We start from the raw sequence: 20090 nt of genomic DNA on the forward strand, positions 1-20090 counted from the left end.
GTCCTCAGGGGGGCAGCTCGGGGTAAGATGGGACAGCTTTTCACTTCAGCTTTGATCCTCAACAGCACACCCCCATGGTCAAATTCAGCCGTTCCCTCAACCCTTTCCAGATGATTGCCCTGACCTTCCTGATCGGTCTGGTGGTGGGCACGGTGCTGCTGTCTTTGCCTTTCAGTGCAGCACCCGACAAAGAGGTTGGGGTGCTGCACGCACTCTTCACGGCCACCAGTGCCCTGTGCATCACCGGGCTGAACGTGCTGGACACCGCCAGCACCTTCAGTGTGTGGGGCGAACTGGTGATCATGGTGCTGATCCAGATGGGCGGACTGGGCATCCTGACCTTCGGGACGGCCTTCGCGGTTTTTGCCGGGCGGCGCATCGGGGTGCAGGAACGCCTGACCCTGGCGACCCAGCTGGGTGGGGTGAATTCTGGAGAGGTCAAGCAAATCCTGTTGCAGATTTTCCGCTTCGTGGTGGTGATTGAACTGGCCGGAACCCTGCTGCTGTACCTGCATTTCCTGCCCATCGAAGGCCCTCTGCGGGGGCTGTACTTCGCTGCGTTTCATGCAGTGAGTGCCTTCAACAATGCTGGTTTTTCCCTTTACCCGGACAGCCTGATGCGTTTTGCAGGAGACGCCTACCTGAACCTGGTGGTCTCGGTGCTGGTGATTCTGGGCAGCATGGGGTTTCTGGTGATGGCTTCTTGGCTGCTGCACCTGCAGAAACCCAGGCAGCACCGCCTGGACCTGAACGCCTGGATTTCCCTGTGGACCCCCGCTTTCCTGCTGCTGCTGGGGTTTGTGACCATCACGGCCCTGGAATGGAACAATCCGGGCACCCTGGGCAAACTGCCCTGGACCGACCGACTGGTGGCTGGATTTTTTCATTCGGTGTCCCCGAGGTCGGTGGGCTTCAACACCGTCGATTACGGCCTGATGCACCACGGAACCCTGCTGATCACCATCATGCTGATGTTCGTGGGGGGCAATCCAGGCTCCACCGGAGGCGGCATCAAAACCACCACCTTCTTTGTGCTGATCACCAGCATGTGGAGCATGCTGCGTGGACGGGGCGAGATGGTGGCATTCAAACGGCGCATCGAGATGGACACCGTGATGCGGGCGGGCGTGGTGGCGGTGATGTCGCTGAGCATCATCGTGTTTGCGCTGTTTCTGCTGACCCTCACCGAACAGCAAAACCTGGCGAGCGGAAAACTCAGCCTGCTGCAAATCATTTTCGAGACCTTCAGTGCCTTTTGCACCGTGGGCCTCAGCATGAACGCCACCGGGCAATTCTCAGATGCCGGAAAAATCATCCTGATTGTCCTGATGTACATCGGCAGAATTGGGCCGCTGACCTTCGCCATTGCCCTGAGCACCCGCTCTGTCAAAGGGGCACTGGTGCATTACCCGGCAGACCGCAACATCCAGATCGGTTGAAGGGCAGATTGGCTGAAAGGAGCAACATGAAAAGACAGCAATATCTGGTGATCGGTCTGGGCCGCTTCGGAACAGCAGTGGCCACCACCCTGTACCAGCTTGGCCATGAAGTGGTCGCCATCGACGAGCAGGAAGAGAACGTGCAGCGCATCATGAACCAGGTCACCCACGTGGCCATGGTGGATGCCACCGATGAACGGGCACTGGCCGCCATTGGCATTCAGGATTTTGATGTGGTGGTTGTGGCCATCGGGGCAGATGTCAAAGCCAACATCCTGACCACGGTGGCCGCCAAAAGCGCAGGGGCCAGATACGTGGTCTGCAAGGCCATCGATGACATGACCCGAAGGGTGCTGGAAAAAGTGGGGGCAGACATGGTGGTGCGCCCCGAGCACGACATGGGGGTGCGGCTGGCCCGCAAGCTGGTGCGGCCCCACAGCTTCGATGACATCGACCTGGGCAACGATTACGCCATTGTGGAGGTGCATGCCACCCAGCGCATCGAGGGAAGCTTGCGGGATTTGAATTTGACCAACCGTTTCGGGGTGCAGGTGATTGCCCTCAAGAAAGGCAGTCAGGTGCGCATCACCCCCAAGGCCGATGACCGGGTCGCGGAGCACGACACCCTGGTGGTGGTGGGCACCATCGAGAGTGTCGAGAAGCTGCTGAATTACGCTGAGAACACCTGATCAGGGAGCAGTGACGGGTTTGTAGTACAAAAAGCCGCGTTCGATGCCGTGGGTGACCACACTGCACCCCGAGGGTTTGAATTCAAAAAGGGCTTCGTTTTTGTACTGGTCGTCGTTGGGGCTGAGCAGCAGGGGAACCGTGCTGCCATTGGCTTTGTGCAGGACCCCGCTGACTTTGTACTGCCCAATGGGGATGTCGTAGACCATCAGGTACTCGTTTTCCGTTCTTTTCACCACTTTTCCGGTGCTGCCATCAACCAGGGGACCCTGGGGGGTGAAGGTCAGTTCGGCGGTGTCACCCTGCTCCACATCGCGCCTGAACAGCCGGATCTCCCCTCCCCAGAAGCCATTTTCCAGGTCTTCGATCTCGCCAGAGAGTTTCAGTTTGAAGTTCAACACCTGGTTTTTGCTGGGCGTGAAGGTCTCATAACCCTGGCTTTTCTCGGGGGCGACCCTCAGGCAGTAGGTTCTGTTCAGGTACTTGAATTCTGCGGTGGCGTAGGCATGGTAAGGCAGTCTGGGCAGCACAAAAGCCTCGTATTTGCCGTTTGCATTGGTGCGCACATCCACCTGTCCACTGGTGAGGGCCGGGCGGATGATCACTTTTGCCTTCGGGATGGGCTTGCCGTTGGTGCCCAGCACCACGCCGCTGACCATGACAGATTGCTGTGCAAAAGCGGGGCCTGAAATGCCCATCAGAAGGGCAGAAAGGGTGATTGCAACAGAATTTTTCAGAGGGTTTTTCATGGGATCTCCTTGTGTAATCCCAGATTAGGAAAAGCGGCATGGTTGCAGCATGGTCGGTTTCTGGAGGTTTTCAGGGGTTTGCAGGCTGGAGGTGCAAAACCCCTGAAAACCCAATCATGCTGCAGTCCCTCAGATTTCCTCTGACAGCCTCGCCACCCGGTTAAATCCGCTGTGGATCTGCTCAAGCACGGTCATGATGTCCAGGTGGATGCTGCTGGATTCGCGGGAGTCGCTTTTTTCGGAGAGGCGGTGCAGGTGACTGATCCGCTGGGCAATCAGTTTTTTCTCGAAGGCCTCCCCGTCCTGCACCAGGTTGCGCCGTTCGCTGAGCGAGGTCACACAGCGCACCATGTGCTCCCGCAATTGCGCTGCACTGTCCAGCAGTTCCCGCTCGCCTTCGCTGGAAAAACGGTGACCGCGCCGCTCCAGTTTGCGGGGTTGCCGCACCAGACGCTTGCAGAGGTCTGCAATGGCTTCCAGTTCATTGACCGCCAGCAAGAGTGCAGACAGGCGGGACTCCTCCACTTTGCCACTCAGGCGACCCAGCGTGATCACCACGGTGTTGACCAGACGGTCCACGTGCTGCTCGCCCGCTTCCACCTGTTCCTGCACGTCTTTGCCATGCAGCCGCTGGATGGCCATCTCGTACAGCCCCTCTGTCCGTTCAGCCACATGAACGGTTTCCCGCAGGGCCAGTCCGTACAGCAGTTCTGGATCCTGCACGGGCTGTTCCAGATCCAGGTATCTGGGGGCATGGGGGTCCGGTGGGGTGGGAATGACACGCTCCAGCAACCGCACAATGGGGGTCAGGAAGGGCACCACCACCAGCAGCACCAGCACATTGAACAGGGTGTGCACGTTGGCCACAAAGCGCTCTCCTCCGGCACTGAAAGCAGAAATCCAGCCTGCCACCTGACCTGCAAAAACCACCACCACAACCCCAAACAGGATCTTCAAAGCCAGGTGCCCGATGGCGGCCCGGCGGGCGTCCACATTGCTGTTCAGGCTGGCCGTCACTGCCGACACAGTGGTGCCGATGTTGGCCCCCACAATCAGGGCGATGCTCTGCACCTCTGTGATCAGGCCGCCGCCCAGAAAAGCCAGACCGAGGGTGGCAGTGGCATTGCTGCTCTGCAAGAGCACCGCCGCCAGAAACACCCCAAACAGCGTGAGGGTGAGGGGATGGTCGGCCAGCAGGGAAATGATTTGACGGGCCAGAGGGTCGTTTTTCAGGGGAGACAGCGAATCCATCAGCAGGTCCAGACCCAGAAACAACAAACCAAAACCCAGCAGGGCCTGACCGAGTTTGCCCCCCAGGATGCGTTTGCTGGTCAGCAGCAAACTGGCTCCGATCAGGGGGTACTGGATGTTCTCCAGGTTCAGGGACAGCAGTTGCACCGTGAGGGTGCCCCCGATGCCTGCGGCCAGAGCCACAATCAGGGCCTGCCTGAGGCGCAGGATCCCGGCATTGACAAAATCAACGGTGATGAGGGTGATCATGGTGCCCGACTGGGCCACAGCAGTGACCGCCGTGCCCACCAGGGCCGCCCCAAAGGTGGAACGGGTGACCTGGGCCAGCATGCGGCGCATGCCTTTTCCCAGCAAAGCCTGCAGGCTGCTCCCCGCCAGGGAAACACCATACAGAAAAAGGGCCAGGCCCGTGAGAAGCAAGAACATGGCCTGATGTTACGGGTTCCCAAAGGACACTTCCGTAAGGCTTCAGATGATTCAGCTGCATTTGTTCTGGGAAAGCTGTTCTTTCCTTTGCTTTGCAGAACATGCTTTGGAAAAATAAGCTTTGAAAAATTGCCCTGCAATTTGCTTTGCAGGAAACATTTCCATATGAAGCTGCAGCACCGCAACCGCAAAAAAAGCTGAAGGTGCATCCAGGCTTACTGCTGGTAGAACAGCACATATCCTTCTCCACGCAGGGCACCCAGGTGCAGGCTGCTGTGAATCTGCTTGAGTTTGCGCCTGATGGCAGAGAGCCGCACGGTCAGGCTGTTGGAGGAGGGCACCTGTGTTCCATACACATGGTGTTCCAGACGTTCCAGCGACACCACCCGTGAGATGTTTTTCATCAGCATTTCCAGCAAACGGGCTTCCTGATCGGTCACCTGCACATAGCCTCTGGCGGTGCTGAGGCGCAACAAATCCACGTCCAGAGATGTGCCAGAGGTGTAAAGGGCTTTCCCTGAAACTTTGAGCCTGCGCAACAGCACCCTGAGGCGCACTTCCAGTTCTTCCAGCGAGAACGGTTTGGTCAGACAGTCATCTGCACCCTGTGACAGCACCTTCACCCGATTTTCCACGGCGTTGCGGGCCGAAAGCACCAGAACAGGCAGGTTCTGCTGCAGCTCCTGGATCAGGTTCAAGCCTTCCCCATCTGGAAAGTCCAGGTCCAGCAAGACCACATCTGGTGGACTGGAACGCAGAACCTGACGGGCAGCAGCCAGGGTGGACACCACCTGAACCTGGTATTGCTGGGCTTGCAGGTGGTTTGTCAGCACATCCTGCAATTGTGCATCTGGTTCCACCAGCAGGATCTTCCAGGGGTGCAAACCATTTTTGTTTTCTGGATGGCGTGTTTCCATTGGGGCATGCAGCGTATCCGTATGGACCTGGCGGTACAACTGGGGTTCTCGGTTCACCTGATGCCTCCTGAAGGGGCGCGGGGGTGGGAAAGTTCTCTCAACATGATCAGACCTGAGGGGGTTTCTGAAACACAGTGTAAAAAGTTTCCTGACTTGATTGTGACGAAAGGTTTTGCTGAGTCCAAACCCCGGCCTTGCCAGCACAAACAGAACGACCCTTTGCAGAACGGGAAATTTCAGGTTGCATCTTTGCGGACTGCAGCTGGGGTCTGGCAGATGAACTTCACAGGTTTTTCTTGTGGTGGAAATTGCTTTGCTTGCTGAACACAGAGCAAAACAAAACCTGATCAGCAACATGACTTCTGGTAATATTTACATCTTTATTACAAGATAAAAAAACCACTTTGCCAGATGGGGGAATTTCTTTTTATTGAACCCAGAAATGTAACCATCAAATCCCCGCAATGTAATTTTGAAGTCAGCTTTGCGCTGTACACTCAGCAGGTCAATCAAACCAGCGCCCATACGCTGAAAGAACCACAACGCAAACCGTTCTGGAAGGTGAACCATGCTGCAAAAAACCTCGGGAAGTACCCTCATCATCGTGTTGCTGATCTCGCTGATCATCATGGGTACCCTCATGGCGACCGTTTCCAGCACTGTGGTCACGGCCCGCACCGGGAGCGCCACAGAAAGACTGGCTTACAACAGCCTGCTGGGCGCAGAAGCGGGGATCAACAGTTTCGCGGCCCGCATTCAACTGTCCAAATACACCGGGCAGATCTCGGACATTGACTGCTGGGTGCAGGGCAGCCGTGCTCCAGGCAACAGTTCCGCTGGAACATGTCCTTACACTGCCAAACTGTCTTCCTACACCCTGGGAACCAACTCGGTGGCCGTCAGTGTGGTGGACTACAACGCATCAGCATCTTCCATCACCGTGAGGTCCGTGGGGACCAGCACCGCCACGGCCTCAAACAGCAAGACGGTGTTGCAGGACTTTCAGGTGACCAAGCCTCCCACCACCAACCTCGCCATCCCAGCAGCCCTCACCAGTTATCCCAGCATTCAACTGACCGGGGGTGGCGCACTGCTGGGTGCACCCTATGCATCCTCTGGATCTGGAAGCCAGACCACCTACAGCACCACCCTGAATGCTGCCAACAACGGGGTGTTGACCAACTTCAGCACCCTGACCGCAGCTTTCAACAGTGGCAGCAGCAACGTCCTGACCGTCAACAGCGCAGATGCTTCTTACTTTGCCGCCAACAGCTACATTCGTGTTGGCGGCAAATACTTCAAAGTCACCAGCAAGAGCGGCAGCACCCTGACGGTCTCGCAGCTCACCGCCCAGGGAAGCGGCAATGCCAATGTGGCCTCAGGCGGCGCAGTGGACCTGATTCAATTCGCTGCCCGGGGGGCCGCCACCAATGTGACCTCCACCACAGCCCGCATCCCCATCAGTGACCCCACCGGGTTTTACGTCAACGACGTGGTGTACATGACCATTGGAGGTGTGGTGTACCGTGCCCAGGTCACGGGCTCTGGATATACCTCTTCTGCAGACCTCAACAGTGGTTATCTGGATGTCAAATACACCGCCACTTCGGTGGGAAACACCCTGGGAACCGCCCTCACCCAGACCGCTGCTGCAAACCTTCTGGAAGGCACTGGCATCAGCCGTTACGTGCCCGGCGCTTCTTCGGCTTTCGGCATCAGTGCTGCCAACAACACCAGCCTCTTTCCCAGCAGTGCCGCCAACAACAGCAACATCCTGAGCGGTGAAAACCTCTTTAGACAGACCTTCAGTGGCAAATCCAAACAGGATGTCTACAACCTCTCCAAAATCTACAGCACCGTGCCCACCAGCCTTGTTCCCACCGAAATCACCTGGGTGGGTCCCACCGGAAACTACGCCACCACTTCTTCAAGCATCAGCCTCAACAATGGCTACCTGTGCGGAGACGGCATCCTGATCATCACCGGAAGCCTCACCCTCAACGGCACCTGCAATGCAGGCTTCACTGGACTGCTCTACATCATGGGAGACCTCAGCAACCAGGGTCAGGCCACCATCAAAGGCGCAGTGGTGGTGGAGGGCCAGGTCAACACCGGAGGCACCAAAGCCGCCGGGGGCATGAACATCACCTACGATTCCAGCATCTTCCTGAAGCGCGGTCAGTTGCTGGCCACCGTGAGCGTGATTCCCATCACGGCCACCTGGAGGCAAAAATGAAAACTTTCACATCCTCTGGTTTCACCTTGCTTGAAATGCTGGTGGTGCTGGCGGTGCTCGGTCTGCTGGTGGCCCTGGGCCTTTCTCCCTACCGGTATTTTGTGAACACCGCGAAAGTGAATCAGGCCGCCGAGCAGTTTGCACGCGACGTGGAAAACCAGCGCTTCAACGTCAAAAAGACCAACACCGCCCGCACCATCACCATCAACACAAGCACCAACTCCTACACCCTTGGAACCAGCACCACCACCTTGCCCTCAGGAACCAAAATCGCCCTTGGCACCAATGCCACCAGCACCATCACCTTCTACCCTCCTTTTGGGACCACCATTTCCCCTGTTGGCGTGGCCTCCCCCAACATCCGTTCTTACACCATCAGCCTGTCATCCAACAGCAGTTATTCCCGCACCGTCAATGTGGTGGGGCTCATCGGAAAAGTGGTGGTCAAATGAAACAAGCACCCGCATCCAGCCAGAACCGGGGGCTCACCCTGGTGGAGGTTCTGGTGAGCATGACCCTGCTGGTGGGTCTGGCGTCCATGAGCATGAATGTGATTCCGCTGACCAAACTCAACCGGAATGCCACTTCCGACCAGACGGCCACCCTGGCCGTGAAGCAGTACATGGAAACGGTGGCCAGCAACTGGAAAACCCAGGCCACGTTTGATGCAGGAACCCTGCCCTCTTACAGCAACCTGATCACGGATTACACCTGCACGGTCCAGGTGACAGATCCAGACAACATTGCTGCGCCCTCCAAAGCCCTCAGGAAACGCCTGACCCTGAGTTGCACCAAATCTGGATCTTCCAGCCTGAATTATGTGGCTGAATATGCAAGGCCCACATCATGAAACACCACAAGAACTGGGGCTTTGGCCTGTTCGAAATGCTGATTTCCATGGCCCTGATGGGCATCATCCTGACAGCACTGGTGTCCATCGAAAACAACACCCTGAACTACAGCACCCAGCAGCAGGACCGGGCTTTGAAGCTGATCACCCTGGCCGAAGTCAGCGGTTATGTGGGAGACATGACCCGCCACGCCGTGGATGTGAAAACCAGCATGACCGTCAATGGACTGTCATGCAGCATCAGCAACACCGCCAATCCCTGTTTTGCTGTGATGGTTCCTGCTTCGCTGGGAACCGATGCCACCCGGCCCAACAAGATCGATGCCTATTTTCTGATGGTTTACCGCATGGAGGCCCGCAGCAGCATCGCCGCAGCCTACAAAAACACCAACCCCTGGGCCGACAGCAACACCATGGTGCTGCTGGAATACCGGACCACGGTGTGTCAGGACACCACCACCACCGCCTGCAATGGCATCACCCCCGTCATGCCCAGCACGGTCAGCAACGCCACCTGGTACCTGGTGGGAGACAACCTGCGCAACAAAAATCAGGCCGGGGTGGCTTTCAATCCTTTTGAATACAACACCGCCACCATGCAATTGAACATCCGGCTGCAGGTGGCTTCCCAGTTGAGAGGCAAAATCATTTACGTGCCAGGAACAGGTCCCCAGACCTTCACCGTCCGACTGCGCAACAAATAGAGCAGGTCAAGCCAGGAGGGGTGGAACAGGCTCAGAAGCCTGTTCCACCCCTCCATTCAGCAGGTTAAACCCGCTCTCCAAGCCTGTGCTGCCAGGCTTCCCAGAACCATTCTTCAGGATGCTGTGCTCCGCAGTGGCTGCACACGTGCATGTGGCGGCGCTGACCGGGCAACCAGGTGACCAGAGAACCCAGCTGGTCTTTGTGCTGTCGCACCACTGCAGGTTTGGAGGTGGCAAAAACCACTTCCTCACCACAATCCGGGCAGGGAATCAGCAGGGTGACAAACCCCAGGTCTTTGAGGTCCCGATAATTGACCCCCTGTTGCCTGAGGACCTGGACTGCCCTTTCACGGGGGGTGCGTTCACTGTTCTGGGTGAGGGTTTCTATGGCTTTTCTGGAGGTGAGCTGGTTCCAGGCCTGGGAGACCCTGCTGTGTGGGGTGCTGGCTTCATCTGCAGGGTTTTCCATTTGCTGCGCTGTTTTTCGTTCACAATCTGCACAGAGCACCTCCGCAGGGCAGTCTGCAACCCACAGGGGTTTGTGCTGCAAAACCCGCCAGAAGTCCAGTTCCCAGACCGGAAACGGCATTGGAAGCAGGTCCACAGGTGCTGGCTGCAACACCCATCCCAGCTTCACCTGCTCTGCAGCGAGCACTGCCCCATCCAGCCTGAGCAACCTGTCAGCAAGCTGCACCCGAACATCTTCCTGCACCTCTGCCCAGTCCGGGATGCCCAGGGTTTCCTCCACCCCTGTCTGGCAGGACCTGCAGGGTCGCAGCAGCCGGATTTTTCCGCTGTTTTGCAGGTCTTGCAGCACACGGGCTTTCAAAAGCCTGCGGGCAGCCTGCAAAGCCACTGTTTCTGCTGTGGCTTTGCAGGAATGCTGGCCTGCATGCTGAAAATGGGCCACAAAAAACATGCGGTCTGCTCCAGGCAGGTGACGCCTGAGCCTCAGCCGACCCTGACACTCCAGACAGGTGTAAAAACCTTTGTGGGATGCAGTGAGCGGGTGAGACACCCGGCCCTGGTCGTCCAGCGCAAAAGGAAGCTGCTGGGTCACCGGTTCACCCCTTTTACAGTCTCATGCAGGGGTTCTTCCACAAAATACAGGGCCTCCCGGGCACGGGTGAGGGCCACAAATTGCACGCACTGCTCTCCCCTCACCGCTTCCTCGGTGAGCGCATAGGTGGGGGTCATTTTTTCGGGGTGCAGGATGAAAACGCGGGAAGCTTCCAGCCCCTTGGCCGAATGCACCGTGCTGAGGGTGATGAAGTCGTGCTCCACCGAGATGATGTTTTGCAGGTAAGACCGGGCCGCTTCCAGGGTGTGGTGGCCCTGTTCATAGGCCGTGGTGGCCAGGTGCACCACCGAATCCAGCCGGTCCCGCAACTCCACGGTTTTCTTGAGCAGCACTTTGGGGTCCAGACGGGCATTTCTCAGGCGGCGTTCTTCCTGCACCCGCTGGGTGTCGGCCTGCAAGCGGATGGTTTGCAGGTTGAAATCTGTGTGCTGGTACAGTTGCTGCAGGGTCCTCAAAAGCTGATCCGAAAAATCCCCTTTGCGCAACCTGGGGCGTTTCCCCAGCTGGATCAGCTCGTGGTACATGCTGGCCAGGGGTGCATTGTAACGGCACAGCACCAGATCCCCTTCCTGCACGGCTTTCAGGAAGAAGGTTTCGTTGACGTGTTTGATGGTGCCCATTGCTGCTGCAGGCCTGGCCTGCATGCGGGGTGAAAAATGCTGAGCCAGTTTGACATGCAACTGTGGACAGCGGTAACTGGTGGAGAGGGGCAACACCGTGGCCTGCAGGGTGTCTTCGATGTGCTTCAGGGAATGGTGGTCTGCTCCGGCAAAACCATAAATGGCCTGGTGGTCGTCTCCCACAAAGATGCTGCGGCCCCCTGGGTGGATCAGGCCCAGGGCAAACTGCAATTGCAGGGGGCTGAGGTCCTGCGCTTCATCCACCAGCAGAAAATCCACCGAACGGTAATCCAGCCCTGTGGCCACCGGCACATACAGCATGTCCTCGAAGTCCACCCAGCCCCGACCTTCCACTTTGCGAATGCCTTCCTGGATCAGGGCAGGCAGGCGTTGCAGGCACCATAGGGTCACCTCCTCATGGTCGGGCTCGGGAAGATCGAAGCGCTGTCCGGCCTGGCGGACCTGCTGAGCAGCACTGGGAGGGATGAAGGTCATGCGCACCACCCGCTGCAATCCGAACAGGTACTCAATGGCCTGAAAGGTGTCCTCACGGGAGAAAAACCCTGGCACTTTGCCATCGTCTCTGAGGGCACGGGTGAGCAGGGTGCGGTACTTCAGGCTGTCCGGGCGGTGCTGAATGGACTGCGGGTAAAAGGTCTTGATCACCTGATACCCCAGGCTGTGCAGGGTGTTGACCTTCAGGTGCCCAGGAAGCCTGCCCTGCAACTCCTCCACAATGGCTTTGGAGAATGCACAGTACTGGCCTGAGATGTCTTCTGGAAGCAAACGGGCCACCATCTCCAGGGTGGTGGTTTTGCCGCTTCCCGCTGTGGCCTGCACCACCGCATGACCCGTGCCATGCAGCACCCATTCCAGGATGGCTTGTTGTTCAGGGCTGGGCGAGGGCTGCATCAGGGTCTTTCAGTTTACCCCCGATACACCCGAAACATGGGAAGGCAGTGCCCAATGGTCCGCACCTTATCGTTGAAACCCCTGGCCTGTGCAAAACAGTTCGCCCACCTGCCCATCTTGCCGGGTCGCTCCATCTGCTGGGATTCATGCAGGTGGGCCTCAGAAAGCACATCCTTCACCCAAACAGCATGGCCTGTTCATGGGAGGGTGGCATCCTGAAGCATGTTGGCTTTGAAAAGCAGTGCCCTGATGTTCATGTTGCTGGTGGGCGTCACCCTGGCCCAGACCCCTTCAACCCAGACAGAACAGCACACCCGCCTGAAGGTGGCTGGTTCCTGGCAAGAAGGAAAAGCCATCTGTGACAGCAGCGACCCTCAGAATCCCCAGGTGGTTCTGCTCACTGCCCCCCAAAATCAGCAGGTGCAGTTGTGGTGGTGGAACAAAAAAACCCCTCACAACCTGCTGCACCAGCAATACCATCTGGGAGAACCTGAAGGGGCAGCAGGCAGCGTGTATGAACCCCTTGTCTGGTCGGGGGCTGCAACCGGGGACGCTTATTTGAGGTCCAGCCAGCCTGGAGCGCAGGCCCACCCGGAACGGGTGTTCACCACCCCTTACACCAGCATCCGGTGGAACAACCACACGGTGTCCTGCCGCTGGTTTGAGGGGATCACTTTCATGGGGGTCACGCAGAAGCGCAGTGTTTACATCACCTTGCAGACCAATGGCCAGTACCAGTACCAGACTTTTGATTTTGCCAGCAACAGCAGCAAACCTTCTCTGACCCTCAAAAACGGAAAAACCAGTGGAGGGGACAATCCTGTTTACACTTTCACCAATGGAAGGTACGTTTACAGGGTGCACACTGCGAGCACACCTGCTGTAGAGGTGTTCAAATCCAATCGACTGTTGCTGAAAGAATCCTTCGTGGCCTTCACCACAGCACAGCCTTGAACGCCAGCAAGACCATCCCTCAAGGAGATGGTCTTGCTGCGCAGGCAAATTTCAGGCGGTTACAGGCTCCCTGGAGACCTTGTGGGTTCCGGTCAGCACCCCCAGTGCCAGCACAATCAGGCCAGCACAGGTCCCGAACGATGCCGAGGCCCCGAAGCGGGAGTACAGCTGGCCTCCCACCAGTGGACCGACCACCTGGGCCAGTTCGTTCATGGCGTGCACACCGCCCTGGGTGCGGCCCTGCTCGTCTTCGGGAACAGCCAGCGAAATCAGGGTGGTGAGGGCGGCATTGAAGACGCCTTCTCCCAGGGCAATCAGCACCACACTGGCATACATCAGGACCACCGAGGGAAAGAGGGGCAGCAGGGCCATGCCAATGATGCCGATGATGCCCAGCACCAGTCCCGTCTGGGCCACGCCCTTTTCTCCCCAGCGTTTGAACAACCATGACAGCAGGAAGCCCTGCACGATGATGTCGCACACCCCCGCCACCATGAAGACGGTTCCCACGTGGGCGGCGTCCCAGTGCAGCACGTCTCTGGACATCAGGGGCTGGGCAATCTGCATCAGGGAGAAAGGCAGGGTGAACATCACGGCCACCGTGACCAGACGGCGCACCAGTGGGGAGGCCAGGCCTTCTTTCAGTTGCACAAACGGATTGAGGTGCTTCAGGTCAAAAGTGCGGCTGCGGCGTTCTCTGGGCAGGCTTTCCGGGAGCACAAAATAACCCCACAGCAGGTTCAGCAGGCAGATGGCAGCAGCAGCGTACATGGGGGCACTGAGGCTCAGGTGGGACAGCAAACCACCCAGCGCAGGACCGGCAATCAGGCCAGCGCCCACCGTGGCCCCGATCTGTCCGAAGACCTTGCCCCGGTCTTCTTCAGAGGTGCTGTCTGAAACGTAAGCGAACAGGGTGCCCATGCCGCCTGCGGTCAGACCATCCAGGCAGCGGCCCAGAAAGAGCATGAACAGGCTCCCTCCAATGCCGAAAATCACATACCCGATGGCAGAACCCAGCAAGGCCAGCATCAAGACAGGTCTGCGTCCAAAAAGGTCCGAAAGGGTGCCCATCACAGGGGCAGAGAAGAATGAGAGCAGGGCATAACTGGCCCCCAGAATGCTGATCACAATGGCCTGCATTCCGGTGTCTGACACGTACTGAGAAACAATGAAGGGCAGCACGGGAAAGGCCAGGGACATGCCCAGTGCAAAGAGGAACGTGGTCACCAGCAGGAAATAAACAGAGCTTTTTTTGAGGTTCGGTGCAGTCATGCCCCAAGGATAGCCAGCACCCCAGCCTGACCGATTGGAAAAAAACGACATCCTGATTTCAGGATCAATTGTCCAGGTCTCCCTCAGTCCCCCGGAAACGCTGCAGAACCATCTGGGCGTAATTTCCTGGGGTGCTGTGGGCCAGCAGCCGGTACTCCCGGATCAGGTGGGCCTGATCGAAGAAGCCCAGGTCGGTGGCCAGACCTGCAACATTCACCAGAGGGTCCTGCTGGATGCGCTGCTGGCTTTCATGAAAACGGATCAATCGGGCCAGCACCTTGGGGGTGATGCCCACCTGCTGGGCGAACTGGCGTTCCATCTGGCGTGGGCTGACAAACAGCTCTTCTGCCAGGGTGCTGATTTTGACCGAGCCCAGGGTTTCGTACAGCTTGAGGGCCGCCTGCACTGCTTTTCCCGGTCCATAGGCTCTGGAGAGCAGCAAGGACAGCAGCCAGTCTTCCACCAGCTGGGTGGCCCCATCCCAGTCTGAAAGTTCCAGCAAACCGCACACCTCCAGGCTGATTTTGCTGTACGTCAGGTGCAAATCCAGCGGTTCATCTCCGGCCTGCCAGTTCAGAAGCTGTCTGGCACCCCAGGGGTAGAGGTCCACCCCCAGCGTGCGGTTGAGTCCATGGGCCAGCATCGGCTGGGGTTGCAGCAGCATCCCCGCCAGGGAAGCAGAGGGAAATGCGATGGGGCCTTCTGACTTCAGGGTCCAGTTCTGCCCGGTTGTGAAGGTGATGCGCACCATGCTTTCAGGCAGCATCTGGTGTTGCACCGGACGGTCAAAGGGCAGGGATTCCCACTGCCAGTACAACTGTGCCCAGTCCTGCAAGAGCGGATGGGGGGGCAGTGAGCGCACAATCATGACCTCACTTTATAAGATGGTCGCCCGAATCAAGGGGCCACCAGAACAAACAGGCACCAGAACAGGATTGTGCAGGTGCTTCTTTGTCAGTGGCTTTCAGCAAGGAAGGGATGAACGTTTTTCAACCTGTTGTGGCATGCACATTTTCAACACCATGCTCAGCGCTGCAGATCGTCCGGGTCTTCCTCTGGCAGGTGTTGTGCAGGGGCAGCAATGGCTTTTTTGGCTCCTCTGGTGACCAGCACCCGGTGGCTGCGCAGGGACATCTCATCCACCACCTCCTCAACCTCCTGCATGTTGTGCAAGCTTTTCAGGTTTTTGCCCTGCACATGCTTTTCAAAGGTGCTCAGCACTTTATCCGGGGCAGCATTGCGCAAAAAAATTCTGGAGACATGCGGAACCTGCATGAAAGGCGCGGTGGTGACGCTGTAACACTGGCCCTCTTCAGAAAAGCCCAGCAGGGAGTACACTTCCCGGTAAGCCTGAGCGGCCCCCGGTCTGGTGTCTTTCACGCAGGCCACATAAGCCACCCACTGCTGGTTCTGGTGCAGCAGGTAAGCTCCGGCCACGGTGGGAGAGGGGGTGTGGGTGTAGGACAGCACTTCAAAACCATGTTGCTGCATGAAACCCACAGCGCGGTTCACCCCGGACCTGAAGTCTTCGGGGATCTCCTCAAAAGGAGCCAGATCTTCTGCCACCGGACCGGGAGCAGGATTGCCCTGATCGGTGTTGATCAGCCCGAACCTGGAAAGGATGAAGCCCAGAATCCCGAACCAGGGGGTGGGCGCGTGGTCCATCATCTCCTGCAGGGTGAAGCGGCTGAAAACCGGAACATAGTGGGTCTCTGACATGTGACCCGATGGTACAGGATCAGGTCAGGGTCTGTCAGCACATCCCTCAATCTGCAGCAGAGTCTTCGCCCGGAAAACCCGCTTCCTGCAGCAACTCCTGGAGGGTCCATGCTGGCTTTTCTGATGGTGTGGGTTGTTGCTGCACTGTACGTTGCTGGTGCCGTTTCACGGCTTCCTGGGCATACAGCAAAGCCATCTGTTCGTTTTCGGCCATGCCCTGGTCGATTTTCTGGTTGCCCTTCAGCACCTGCCAGTACACCCGGCTTCCTCCGCTCCAGCGTTGCTGGCGCTGGGCGCTTTGCAGGTGCAGAACAAATCCCTCAAAATTTCCATACCGGATGGTGTGTTTCATGCCTGGTCCTCATTTCGCATTTTCTGGGGTCCAGCCCACTTTGCGATCAGGTGATGAAACAAAAACCATCCTGGAACGGAAAACTCCGCTCCGTCGCAACCAGGGTTGGATGCCTTCAGACTAGAGCATGAAACAGGAGGCACAATGTGGCATTCCCCGCAGGAAACAACGGCAGGCATTCATGTTTTCTTGGTGCTTGGACAGCACATTGACGGGTTTTCAGGAATGTTCAACCCTCTCCAGTGCAGCATCCAGCCTTGCCTGCAAACGGGCTTTCACTTCGGGCCACTCTTCTGGCAGGATGCTGAACATCACGGTGTCGCGGGCGTAACCGTCCGGGCGCACCTGGTAACGGCGCAGTGTCCCTTCCCTGACCGCCCCGAGTTTTTCCACTGCCCTGAGGCTGCGGGCATTGCGGCTGTCCACTTTGAAATGCACCCGTCCGGCATCCAGCACCTCAAAAGCACGTTCCAGAAGCAGCATTTTCGCTTCTGGATTGGCTGTGCCTCCTCTGAATTTTGAGGTCAGCATGGTGCCGATTTCCAGCCAGCGGTCTGCCTCGCGGAGTTCGCTGTAGGAGATGCGGCCTGCCACCTCTCCGGTTTTCATGACCACCGCCCAGTTCACCCGGTTGGGGAGGTTGTTCAAATTCTGGATGTATTCGGTGAGGGATTCCAGGGTGGTTTCGCTGGGGCCGCCCCTGGAAAGGTAACGTGCAGAATCTTCATCCCAGTGCTGCAGAATGCCTGCTGCATGCTGGTCTGATAGGGGAACAAGGTCAAGGGTGCGTCCGTTTAAAATGGGTTTTTCATTCCAGAGTGTCATGCTTCATGGTAATGGGAATTTCTGTAGGTGTTGCAGGCCGACCGGTCTGGGTTTTGTGGAACAGCAAAATCCCCTCAACCAGAGGGGATTTGAAGCATGGGCTGGTTTCAGTCTTCAAGCCAGAACACCAAAATAATGCCCCTCTTCGAGGTCTTCCAGCAGCCCTGGATGGGTGGGTTCCCAGTCCAGCAATTCACGGGTGAGGGTGCTGGAGACGCGGCTGTCCAGGGACAGAAAACGGGCCAGCCAGCCGAAGTGCTCTGCGGCCTGATCTGCGGGGATGGAAGCGACGGGCACACCCAGATGCCTTCCAATCACGCCAGCAATGTCGCGCTGGGAAACGCCCTCCTCGGCCACACCGTGCAAAACAGAGCCAGCAGGGGCTTTTTCCACAGCGTGGCGAAACAGTCGGGCAGCGTCCAGACGGTGAACCGTGGGCCAGCGGCTGTTGCCCTCTTCGATGAAACCGGCAACCCCTTTCTGGCGGGCAATCTGGATCAGGACAGCCACAAAACCGGGGTCTCCCTTGCCGTGCACGGTGGGAGACAGGCGCAGCACGGATGAGCGCACCCCTTGCTGGGCCAGATCAAGGGTGGCCTGTGCCGTGGCAAATCTGGGGTGGGCAGAGGTGCTGCTTTTGTCCTGTTCGGTGGCGAGGCGTCCGGGGGCCAGTCCGACCACGCCAGAGGCAATCACCAGCGGGCGGTCTGAGCCTTTTAAGACTTCCCCGAAGGTTTGCACGGCCTGAAAATCGGTCTGGGCCGCAGCCTGGGGCTGGGAGAAGTCATGGTTGTAAGCGAGGTGAATGACCCCGTCGGCGGCGGCTGCACCTGTGCGCAGGCTTTCCAGATCATCGAGGGAGCCGTAATGCACTGCTGCCCCTGCGGCAAGAATGTTCTGTGCTGAGCGGTCTGAGCGGGCCAGTCCGATGACCTGGTGTCCTGCGGCAAGGAGTTCTGGGACAACAGCAGAGCCAATGAAGCCGGATGCTCCGGTGACAAAAATGCGCATGGTAAAACCTCCTGTGGTTCAGTGGGGCGCTGCAAGGCGAAGGCCCAGCACACCATCAATTGATGACAGTCACTGACATCAGAAGCATAGCACACATGTCAGTGACTGTCATCATTCAGGGCAGGTATAATCGGGAGCAAGATGGCCAGATGGGGAAGCAACGCAAGGGGCAGGCTGGAAGAAGCCGCCATGGAACTGTATCTGGAACGGGGTTTTGAGCAAACCACCGTGGCAGAAATCGCAGCAAAAGCAGGACTCACCGAAAGAACCTTTTTCCGGCACTTTGCGGACAAACGCGAGGTGCTGTTCGGAGGGTCGCCGGTGCTGCAAGAAGTGATTGTGAAGACCGTTCTGGAAGCACCAGAGGGCACTTCCCCACTGGAAATGGTGATGGCTGGCCTCGAAGCTGCAGGGATTTTCTTTCAGGAGCGTCGGGACCGCTCAAAACTCAGGCAGACCATCATCGATGCCCACCCGGAGTTGCAGGCCCGTGAACTCAGCAAAATGGCGGTTCTGTCTGCAGCCACTGCAGGTGCCCTGAAACAACGCGGGCTTGCTGACCCACTTGCCACCCTCACAGCAGAAACAGGCATCCTGGTGTTCAAAATGGCTTTCGAACGCTGGATCCGGGAACATGATCCGCACGTCTGGACCCAGCTGGTGCGGGACACCCTCTCTGACCTGCAAAAGGTGCTGGTCAAACCCGCAGTTCAGCCCCCAGGGCTTTGAGTTTGTAGCGGGCCAGCGCCAGATTGGCCTGGTCTTTTTGCAGCACCAGATACAGAAACAGAGACATGCCGGGCACCAGATAAATGATGTGGTACTGGGTGTCCAGGGTGATCAACATGTCCTCGATGCTGCCCTGAATGCCCAGACGGTCCATGACCCGCATTTTGGCCCGCACCACCTCGGTGTTGCCTGCACAGGCCAGTTCCAGGTTGATGCCTCCTCCAGCGGAACCCAGCATCCTGGCATTGTGGTAATCGACAATGGCGACAGCCGTTGCACCCTCAATGCCCCTGAGGGCTGCTTGCAGGCTCCGGGACATGGCAGACATGGGTGGCACCTTGCGTTTTGAAGGCAGCAAGGTCCTGTTGCGGTTTTCTGCAGGCAGAACGGGGTCAAGGGCAGCAGGCCGCCCAGAAGATGGCTGGTTGGGTTGAGGTTCCTGAACCGGCACAATCCTCAGCTCCACAGCAGCAGAAGGAGGGTGCAGCAGTTTGCGCACTTCTTCCTGCAAGGTCTGGTACAGCGAATGCATGGATGGGTTCCGCAAATGGGTCAGAAAGGGCAACGGTGGCTGGCTGGAAGTTTCAGAGAGGGTGTAGCCATAAATGGGCAGCTGTGGCTGGCTGAGGTGCAGGGCCTGGAGCTGCTCGCAATGAAAATCGTGGGCACTGGTGAGGTCCAGCATCAGCAAATCCAGCTGCCCCGTGGGAGCAGCAAAAAAAGCAGCGAGGTCAGGGTAAGCGTCCACAACAATCTGACTGCCAAACATCCTATTGCGCACCAGCTTGTGGCGCAAAGAATCCGAAGTCCGGGACACCAGGACCACATGTAGAGGTTGCAAGAGGGAAAGGTCTGGCGTCTGGGCCTGGTCGGTGGGCATTGTTGCTCCTTGACCCCATAAGTATCACACTTCAAATGACGGCTTTCTGACGCAGTTTTTTAACATCGTGAAGCAGAACACCATCTGCCACAAGGCCCCGGTTCAGGCATTCCGGCAAAGCAGCCCTGTGGTTTTTGCACCTGCAGCCCACAGGTGGTTTCTACAGTGCCAGACTTCATTTGCGGTGTGTGACCATCAGGGCCTGCTGCAACTGGTGCAGTTGCAAACTCAAATCCCCCACCATCAGTTTCAGGCGGTCGTTTTCCCGTTTCAGGCGCTGCAGTTCATCGTCTGCAGAGAAACCTGCTGTGAAACCTGCATCTGGCAAATCAGAGAAACGGTTGCGCCAGTTGTAAAACGTCTGGTCAGTGAAACCATACTCCCTGCACACCTGGGAAACGCTCTTGCGGCCCGAGCGCACCTCGGAGAGCACCTGAAGCTTGAAGTCATCTGCGAATCTGCTCTGGGTCATGCGA

At 57.7% G+C, this 20090-nt stretch carries 21 protein-coding genes; 8 read left to right on the plus strand and 13 right to left on the minus strand.

The annotated features are described in order from the left end of the window. The first annotated feature begins 74 nt into the window (after positions 1-74). Complete coding sequence (locus IEY52_RS11140) at positions 75-1439, plus strand: TrkH family potassium uptake protein (protein WP_189002767.1); 1365 nt, start codon at positions 75-77, stop codon at positions 1437-1439. Between the two features lie 26 nt (positions 1440-1465). Beyond that, positions 1466-2128, plus strand: a complete 663-nt coding sequence (locus tag IEY52_RS11145; protein WP_189002768.1) for a potassium channel family protein — start codon at positions 1466-1468, stop codon at positions 2126-2128. On the opposite strand, the gene IEY52_RS11150 is transcribed toward IEY52_RS11145, so the two are convergent. The 3 genes from IEY52_RS11150 to IEY52_RS11160 form a co-directional block, all read right to left on the minus strand. Beyond that, positions 2129-2875 carry a carboxypeptidase-like regulatory domain-containing protein gene (locus tag IEY52_RS11150; RefSeq protein ID WP_189002769.1) on the minus strand — a complete coding sequence of 249 codons (747 nt, stop codon included), beginning with the start codon at positions 2873-2875 and terminating at the stop codon, positions 2129-2131. A gap of 129 nt (positions 2876-3004) precedes the next feature. Beyond that, the gene (locus IEY52_RS11155; protein ID WP_189002770.1) at positions 3005-4552 is read right to left on the minus strand and encodes a Na/Pi cotransporter family protein; all 1548 of its coding nucleotides are present in this window, start codon (positions 4550-4552) and stop codon (positions 3005-3007) included. 215 nt (positions 4553-4767) lie between these two features. After that, entirely contained in the window at positions 4768-5526 is a 759-nt protein-coding gene (locus IEY52_RS11160) for a response regulator transcription factor (protein WP_189002771.1), read from the minus strand. 511 nt (positions 5527-6037) lie between these two features. Between IEY52_RS11160 and IEY52_RS11165 the strand changes: the two genes are divergently transcribed. Genes IEY52_RS11165 through IEY52_RS11180 form a run of 4 tightly spaced genes read left to right on the plus strand, consistent with a single transcriptional unit; the run spans position 6038 to position 9259 of the window. Beyond that, the gene (locus tag IEY52_RS11165) at positions 6038-7705 is read left to right on the plus strand and encodes a hypothetical protein (RefSeq protein WP_189002772.1); all 1668 of its coding nucleotides are present in this window, start codon (positions 6038-6040) and stop codon (positions 7703-7705) included. Further along, positions 7702-8157, plus strand: coding sequence for a prepilin-type N-terminal cleavage/methylation domain-containing protein (locus IEY52_RS11170; protein WP_189002773.1), 456 nt, complete (start codon positions 7702-7704; stop codon positions 8155-8157). Before IEY52_RS11165 ends, IEY52_RS11170 begins: the two co-directional genes overlap by 4 nt. Continuing rightward, complete coding sequence (locus tag IEY52_RS11175) at positions 8154-8555, plus strand: type IV pilus modification PilV family protein (RefSeq protein WP_189002774.1); 402 nt, start codon at positions 8154-8156, stop codon at positions 8553-8555. The genes IEY52_RS11170 and IEY52_RS11175 overlap by 4 nt, the downstream gene beginning before the upstream one ends. Then, complete coding sequence (locus IEY52_RS11180; RefSeq protein ID WP_189002775.1) at positions 8552-9259, plus strand: PulJ/GspJ family protein; 708 nt, start codon at positions 8552-8554, stop codon at positions 9257-9259. The genes IEY52_RS11175 and IEY52_RS11180 overlap by 4 nt, the downstream gene beginning before the upstream one ends. Before the next feature lie 64 nt (positions 9260-9323). Here the strand turns inward: IEY52_RS11180 and IEY52_RS11185 are convergent, their stop codons facing one another. After that, the gene (locus IEY52_RS11185) at positions 9324-10319 is read right to left on the minus strand and encodes a hypothetical protein (RefSeq protein ID WP_189002776.1); all 996 of its coding nucleotides are present in this window, start codon (positions 10317-10319) and stop codon (positions 9324-9326) included. Further along, entirely contained in the window at positions 10316-11872 is a 1557-nt protein-coding gene (locus IEY52_RS11190; RefSeq protein ID WP_189002777.1) for a UvrD-helicase domain-containing protein, read from the minus strand. The genes IEY52_RS11185 and IEY52_RS11190 overlap by 4 nt, the downstream gene beginning before the upstream one ends. 222 nt (positions 11873-12094) lie before the next feature. Between IEY52_RS11190 and IEY52_RS11195 the strand changes: the two genes are divergently transcribed. Beyond that, positions 12095-12826, plus strand: a complete 732-nt coding sequence (locus IEY52_RS11195; protein WP_189002778.1) for a hypothetical protein — start codon at positions 12095-12097, stop codon at positions 12824-12826. A 51-nt stretch (positions 12827-12877) separates the two neighbouring features. Here IEY52_RS11195 and IEY52_RS11200 read toward each other — a convergent pair whose 3' ends face one another. From IEY52_RS11200 to IEY52_RS11225, 6 genes are all read right to left on the minus strand, one after another. Then, positions 12878-14098 carry an MFS transporter gene (locus IEY52_RS11200; protein WP_189002779.1) on the minus strand — a complete coding sequence of 407 codons (1221 nt, stop codon included), beginning with the start codon at positions 14096-14098 and terminating at the stop codon, positions 12878-12880. Positions 14099-14162: 64 nt separating this feature from the next. Next, positions 14163-14966, minus strand: a complete 804-nt coding sequence (locus IEY52_RS11205; protein ID WP_189002780.1) for a helix-turn-helix domain-containing protein — start codon at positions 14964-14966, stop codon at positions 14163-14165. Positions 14967-15124: 158 nt separating this feature from the next. Further along, entirely contained in the window at positions 15125-15817 is a 693-nt protein-coding gene (locus IEY52_RS11210) for a hypothetical protein (protein WP_189002781.1), read from the minus strand. A 46-nt stretch (positions 15818-15863) separates the two neighbouring features. Continuing rightward, a complete protein-coding gene (locus IEY52_RS11215; protein WP_189002782.1) occupies positions 15864-16169 on the minus strand; it encodes a hypothetical protein in 306 nt (101 codons plus the stop codon). Positions 16170-16388: 219 nt separating this feature from the next. Next, positions 16389-16994 (minus strand): GNAT family N-acetyltransferase, encoded by a 606-nt coding sequence (locus tag IEY52_RS11220; protein ID WP_189002783.1) that lies wholly within the window; start codon positions 16992-16994, stop codon positions 16389-16391. Between the two features lie 114 nt (positions 16995-17108). Further along, entirely contained in the window at positions 17109-18005 is an 897-nt protein-coding gene (locus IEY52_RS11225; RefSeq protein WP_189002784.1) for an SDR family oxidoreductase, read from the minus strand. 141 nt (positions 18006-18146) lie between these two features. Here IEY52_RS11225 and IEY52_RS11230 point away from each other — a divergent pair, with 141 nt between their 5' ends. Then, positions 18147-18734: a TetR/AcrR family transcriptional regulator gene (locus IEY52_RS11230; protein ID WP_189002785.1), complete on the plus strand. Its 588-nt coding sequence runs from the start codon at positions 18147-18149 to the stop codon at positions 18732-18734. Here the strand turns inward: IEY52_RS11230 and IEY52_RS26660 are convergent. Together IEY52_RS26660 and IEY52_RS11240 are read right to left on the minus strand one after the other, a co-directional pair. Continuing rightward, positions 18703-19614 carry a hypothetical protein gene (locus IEY52_RS26660; protein WP_229684740.1) on the minus strand — a complete coding sequence of 304 codons (912 nt, stop codon included), beginning with the start codon at positions 19612-19614 and terminating at the stop codon, positions 18703-18705. The two genes, IEY52_RS11230 and IEY52_RS26660, sit on opposite strands and share 32 nt — an antisense overlap. Before the next feature lie 175 nt (positions 19615-19789). Then, on the minus strand, positions 19790-20086 hold the full coding sequence (locus tag IEY52_RS11240; RefSeq protein ID WP_189002786.1) for a transposase: 297 nt from the start codon (positions 20084-20086) through the stop codon (positions 19790-19792). Positions 20087-20090: the final 4 nt, after the last annotated feature.

The organism is Deinococcus roseus (assembly GCF_014646895.1).
Classification (GTDB): domain Bacteria; phylum Deinococcota; class Deinococci; order Deinococcales; family Deinococcaceae; genus Deinococcus_C; species Deinococcus_C roseus.